4 protein-coding genes and 1 tRNA gene are annotated in these 6,159 nt (G+C 41.7%); 4 read left to right on the forward strand and 1 reads right to left on the reverse strand.

What is annotated here, in order from left to right; all coding sequences use genetic code 11:
• The 3 genes from R4I06_RS04100 to htpG all read left to right on the forward strand — a co-directional run.
• The coding region (locus tag R4I06_RS04100) for an endonuclease III domain-containing protein (protein ID WP_334414303.1) at positions 1–488 on the forward strand (488 nt) is incomplete at its 5' end.
• Positions 489–617: 129 nt separating this feature from the next.
• Positions 618–1,211: a tetratricopeptide repeat protein gene (locus R4I06_RS04105; RefSeq protein WP_334414305.1), complete on the forward strand. Its 594-nt coding sequence runs from the start codon at positions 618–620 to the stop codon at positions 1,209–1,211.
• Positions 1,212–1,261: 50 nt separating this feature from the next.
• Positions 1,262–3,205: a molecular chaperone HtpG gene (htpG, locus tag R4I06_RS04110; RefSeq protein WP_334414307.1), complete on the forward strand. Its 1,944-nt coding sequence runs from the start codon at positions 1,262–1,264 to the stop codon at positions 3,203–3,205.
• Between the two features lie 1,333 nt (positions 3,206–4,538).
• Here the strand turns inward: htpG and purB are convergent.
• Positions 4,539–5,828, reverse strand: coding sequence for an adenylosuccinate lyase (purB, locus tag R4I06_RS04115; RefSeq protein WP_334414308.1), 1,290 nt, complete (start codon positions 5,826–5,828; stop codon positions 4,539–4,541).
• A gap of 228 nt (positions 5,829–6,056) precedes the next feature.
• On the opposite strand from purB, the gene R4I06_RS04120 reads away from it, so the two are divergent.
• A tRNA-Gly gene (locus R4I06_RS04120) sits at positions 6,057–6,128 on the forward strand.
• Positions 6,129–6,159 lie beyond the last annotated feature (31 nt).

Here is a 6,159-nt window from a genome sequence, read left to right on the forward strand (position 1 = left end):
TTAATAAGGTTACCGCGAAGCTATTTGATGTTGCTGATTCTGCAAAGAAGATGGTGGCGTTGGGTGAGGACGGGCTCCGAAGCTATATAAGTAGTATAGGGCTGTACAATACGAAGGCAAAGAATGTAGTAGCACTCAGTGAGATACTGGAAAATGAGTATGGTGGCAAGGTTCCAGAGCAGTTTGATTTACTTGTGCAGCTTCCGGGCGTTGGCAGGAAGGGTGCTAATGTGTTTTTAAATTCTGCCTTGGGAGTCCCTAGAATTGCAGTTGATACTCATGTATTTAGGGTGAGTAACAGGATAGGATTGGTGGAAGAGAAAGATGTGTTGGGAGTGGAGATCTCTCTGGAAAAGGTGGTTCCAGAGAAATGGAAATTATATGCCCATCACTGGCTAGTTTTGCATGGCAGGTATGTATGCAAAGCTAGGGCTCCTATGTGCGGGAGATGCATAGTGAGCGATCTTTGCAAAAGCAGTAGCGTATAGGGAAGAATCGAGTGTGTCATAGAGACGCGGTGATTAGTAGTAGCTCGAGGTGTGTGGGGCAAAGCTATTGACATTGTTGCTCTTACCCTTACAGTAGTTTCAGGTTCGTAGTAGTGAAGGGCAAGAAGAATGGAAGCTGTTTTGGAGTTTATAGTGAGGTACAGGATGGCGTTTGTCTCTTGTATCCTGTTAGTAATTCTTACGTCCGTGGGGGTGTTTTTTTGGGAGAGAAGTAAGGAAAAAGCTCTGCTAAAGAACAGCGACCTTATTTACAGGGTATTGAGATACGGCGACGATGAATCCATGAAGAATTTAGCTGCAAACATAGGTAGTGGCGCTGTTTCTTCTGTGGCTAAGCTAAAGTTGGCCGTCCATGAGCTCAAAAAGAATAACATTGAATCAGCAAAGAAGATGTACGATGACATTGCTGGCGATCGCAATTCGCCGCCTGAGCTCAGGGAGCTTGCTGAGTACATGAGTGCTGTATTGTTATTTGATAATGATACTAGTGGAAAGTTGGAAGATGCATTGGTAAAGCTTGCAGTTAGCAAGACTGGTATATACAGGTCCGCGGCTAAGGAAGCACTAGTTGCTTTAAAGCTTAGGGAAGGTGATACAGAAGCTGCTGTTTGGGTAATGAAAGAAATTCTTGAGGACCCATCCTCTGTTCCGTACGTTAGGAGAAATATTCAAAGCCTCCTCAAGGTATATGGCCAAAGATAATTTTTTCTTATGCGGACCTTGGAAAATTGATCTTTCGTGCTTAACTCTAGATGCGTGGATTGTTTGGTAATACTGAGGTGAGTGTTGTGACAGATGTTGAAGAATTGAAGTTTGACGCAGAGGTAGGTAAAGTACTAAGTCTGGTTGTGCATTCTCTGTACACTAGCAAGGATATATTTCTTAGGGAACTTGTATCCAATGCCTCCGATGCATGCGACAAAATTAGGTATGAATCTATATCTGATCAGACACTCCTTGGAGAAGGTGAAGAACTTAAGATAGTGATTTCCGTCGACAAAGATAGGAAAGAGCTCTCCATTTCTGACAATGGGATAGGCATGAATCGTCAGGAGCTTGTAAGAAATCTCGGGACTATTGCTAGTTCTGGTACTCAGAGGTTTTTGGAAGCACTAGGTGATGATGCGAGCAAAAAGTGCGATCTTATAGGAAAGTTTGGGGTAGGGTTTTACTCTGCTTTTATGGTTGCGAGCGAGGTAGTAGTTGATACTAGAAGGGCAGATGAAAAGATAGGATACAGGTGGAGAAGCTCGGGAGATGGCGGTTTTTCCATTACCAAACTTGATGAGGATGTTCCTAGGGGGACTAAAATCACTCTCGCTATGAAAGAGGATGAGTGTGGTTTTCTAGATAAGTTCAGGATAGAACACATAATTACGACATACTCAGATTACGTTGGTTACCCCATTTATTTTGTAGATGATGAAGGAAAAGAGGAGAAGCTCAATAGTGGGGTGGCAATTTGGACTAAGAGTAAGTCTGATGTCTCTAATGAAGAGCATCTTGAATTTTTCCGTGCTGTTTCTCATGTTGGAAGTGAGCCTTGGATGGTCATACACAACAAGAATGAAGGAGCTGTGGAGTACATAAACTTGTTATATATTCCCTCTGTGAAGCCTTTTGACCTTTTCCATCCTGATAGAAGATGTTCCGTTAAGCTGTATGTGAACAAAGTTTTCATAACAGAAGATAATGTGCAGATCATACCGCAATATCTCAGATTTATAAGGGGTATTATAGACTCATCTGATCTGCCACTTAACATAAGTAGGGAGACTCTGCAGAATAATCGTATCATAGAGAAGATCAAGAGTTCTGTAACCAACAGGGTAATTTCATCGCTTCGGGATAAAGCAGAAAATGATTATGAAAGTTACAAAAAATTTTGGGAAAATTTTGGACCTGTTCTAAAGGAAGGTTTGTGTGAAAGTTTAGATACTGAAGCTAGAGAGAATTTGCTTTCTGTATGCAGATTCCACAGTAGTAGCAGCGGGAAGGAACTTGTGAGTCTTGCTGACTACATATCCAGAATGAAATCAGGTCAAGAGAGTATCTTTTATCTCTTAGCAAACGATTTGGATTCTGCTATTAGGAGCCCGCAAATTGAAAAGATGGTCAGCAGTGGTATAGAGGTATTGCTTCTCGTAGATCCTGTAGATGACTTCTGGACTAGTGTTGTTTCAGAATACAAGGGTGTATCGTTCAAATCTGTTGTCCGTGTGGGTGATAAAGATCTAGAAAAATGCATAGACGAAGATAGCGATGCAAAGTCCGAAAAGGATGCCGATAAAGAGGGTGATAAGAGCAAGAAAAAAGAGAGCATAGATGCTTTTGTTGAATATCTCAAGAAGGTGTTGAGTGATGTAGTTAGCGATGTGAGAGTTTCGAAGAAGCTCACCACGAGTTTGGTTTGCCTCGCCGTTCCAGACAATTCTATGGACATCAGGATGGAGAGATTCCTTAGAGAGCAGAGGCAGATAAATTATAAGAGTAGTAGAATTCTTGAAATAAACGCGGATCATGCAGTGTTTGAAGGCCTACTCAAGCTTTATGCAGAGGATAGTGAAAATGAATCCTTGAAGGAAGTAGCGCGATTACTGTTTGATCAAGCGTGTATAGTTGAAGGAGAAGAGATAAGCAACACAGCGGATTTTGCCGTGCGCATGAATAACTTGCTTGTGCGGTTATTTGGGTAGGCAGCTTACTAGAGATATAGTAACCTTCCGGTGTGAGAGCGATGTACATGTGCAACTAAGTACATAAGTTGGTGGCTAGTTTGCTTACATGACCACGTGCAGAGGCGCAAAAATGCTTGATGTGAGGAAAAAAAGCCCTTAGACTACTACCAGGAGATGAATCTCGGAGGGCCTTGCTCTACCAAGATAAAGTGTGTGTGTTACCTAATGGTTATGCATTGACCGTAGAGCAAGGCCCGAGGCTTCCGATTAATTTATTAATCGGAACACCCGGATTGTATCTATAGAAAGAGGAAGAGTCAAGAGGGATGTTGGGTTTTTCCCTCCTGAGCAAGGTGTTTTTGACTACTGATTGACTTTTCTTAATTGGCTTCTTGTCCGTTCTTTCGTGCAATGGTTTGAAAAGCAATAAAACCTGAGGTTACCCAGGCATATTCTGTGGTTTGCGCTACCCAGAGCAGCCCTTCTTTGAAAATAAAGCGATATTTTGTGTGCAGTATCTAGAACAGTGGAGTGAAACTCCCGTCTAAAGCTGTGTACCAATTCCGTTTATACTATCTGAAAACTTTCTTAAAAATAAGGTCTATATTTTGTGTGTAGTATCTCAAACAATAGTGTGCAAAACTCCTGTACAGAGTTGTGAGCTGAGTATGTTTGTACTACCCGAAAACTTTCTTAAAAATAAAGTCGACATTCTGTATTGGCACTCCTCGAACAATAGAATGAAGACTCACGCTTAAAGCTGCGGGCCCATTCCGCGGAGAGAAACTTACGGCCAAAAGGCTGTAGATCTACTCCATGGTTTATGTTACCCAGAGCAACCTTTCTTTGAAAATAAAATAGATACATTCTGTATTGGCATTTCTAGCACAGCGGTGTGAAACTCGCGTCTGAAGTTGTGCACCTATTCTGTCTGTACTATCCGAAAACTTTCTTAAAAATAAAGTCTAATTTTGTGTGTAGTATCTCAAACAATAGTGTGCAAAACTCACGCTTAAAGTTGTGGGCTCATTCCGTGGAAACTTACAGCTAAAAAGCTGTAGATCCACTCCATGGTTTATGTTATCAGATTCCGTTTGTACTACCTGAAAACTTTCTTAAAATAAAGTCGACATTCTGTATTGGCACTCCTCGAACAATAGAATGAAGACTCACGCTTAAAGCTGCGGGCCCATTCCGTGGAGAAACTTACGGCTAAAAGGCTGTAGATCTACTCCATGGCTTATGTTACCCAGAGCAACCTTTCTTGGAAAATAAAGCGATATTTTGTGTACGGCATCTAGAACAGCGGTGTGAAACTCCCGTCTAAAGCTGTATACCAATTCCGTTTATACTATCCGAAAACTTTCTTAAAAATAAAGTCTACATTTTGTGTGTAATAGCTCAAATTTTGCATGGAATCTACTGCTTCAAGACAACTTGAGACCTCTGGATGCTTTTTGATGTTTTCCACAAAATCACTTTCAGATTTCCATGTATTCATTGCGCACTCCTGAACTATTCTGTACGCTGCTTCCCTACTCATTCCAGCGTCTACGAGTGCCAGTAGCACACGTTGGGAAAGAATCATATTTTTTGATAACCCCAGATTAGTCTTTATTCTCTCAGTGTTCACGCACATATTCTTTAATAGATACGTTAAGCGTGTTAAGGCGAAGTTCATAGTTATACACGCGTCAGGTGCTATGAATCTCTCTACCGAAGAATGTGAGATATCCCGCTCATGCCATAGAGTTACATTTTCTAGCGCAGGTGCAACATAGCTCCTTATTATTCTTGCAAGCCCAGTGAGGTTTTCACTTAAAATGGGATTGCGTTTATGAGGCATAGCGGAACTACCTTTCTGTCCGCTACAGAACGGTTCTGCAACCTCAAATACCTCAGTTTGTTGTAGGTGACGTATTTCAGTTGCAACTTTTTCTATAGATGAAGCCATTATGCCCAGGGTTGCAAAGAATATTGCATAGCGATCTCTGGAAATCACCTGTGACGATATGGTCTCTGGCACCAAGCCTAGCGCGTTTGCAACATATTCTTCAACATAGGGGTCTATATGCGCAAAGTTGCCCATAGCTCCCGATATTTTACATACTGATATTTCCTCTTTTGCTCTCAATAGTCTAGTGCGGTTACGCTCGAACTCCGCATAAAATCTCGCGAGCTTCAGACCGAATGTTATAGGTTCTGCATGGACGCCATGACTCCTTCCAACGCACATTAGATACTTAGTTTCTAAGGCTCTTTCCTTTAGAACAGCAAGCAACTTTTCCAGATCATCCAGCAACACGTCGCAGGATTGCTTTAGTTGCAAGGAAAGGCACGTATCTAATACATCGGAACTAGTCATCCCATAGTGCAAATACCTGATATCTGTGTTAGTGGACTCCGCGACGTACGTTAGGAACGCTATTACGTCGTGTTTTACCTCTGACTCTATCTCATTTATTCTTCGCACATCGAAGTCATCTTTAAAATTTTGCAGACCACTTACAACATCTGCAGGTATCGTACCCAGCTTCACTTGCGCCTCGCAAGCACTCCTTTCTATGGCCATCCAAATTTTATACTTAGTTTCGTCCTTCCAAATTTCCACCATTTCAGGAAGACTATATCTACTTATCACGCAAAAACTTTAAAAACGTTCATACCTCAAATAATGCAACAGATATATGTTGTTTGCAAACATAACAATAAAATAAAGTTCATTCGTCTGCATACCATCTGCGTGTATAGTTGCGTGCTATCATTCTTGTGAAATAGTGCATAGGAGGCGTGATGGTGTGTTTTAATGGCATATATTACAAATTCTCTCTTGCTTCAAAGATCCGTATAACTTATCATGTGCGCGGTTGCGGGAGTAGCTCAGTGGTAGAGTATAACCTTGCCAAGGTTAGGGCCGAGGGTTCGAACCCCTTCTCCCGCTCAAAGTTTTCTTCCTTTGGTGGTATTTGCAG

This window comes from Anaplasma bovis, from assembly GCF_036903315.1.
Taxonomy (GTDB): Bacteria; Pseudomonadota; Alphaproteobacteria; order Rickettsiales; family Anaplasmataceae; genus Anaplasma; species Anaplasma bovis.

Bases quoted from the DNA above. Each gene is read 5' to 3' on its own strand.
- R4I06_RS04105 (WP_334414305.1), top strand. From the start codon at position 618: ATGGAAGCTGTTTTGGAGTTTATAGTGAGGTACAGGATGGCGTTTGTC.
- htpG (WP_334414307.1), top strand. From the start codon at position 1,262: ATGCGTGGATTGTTTGGTAATACTGAGGTGAGTGTTGTGACAGATGTT.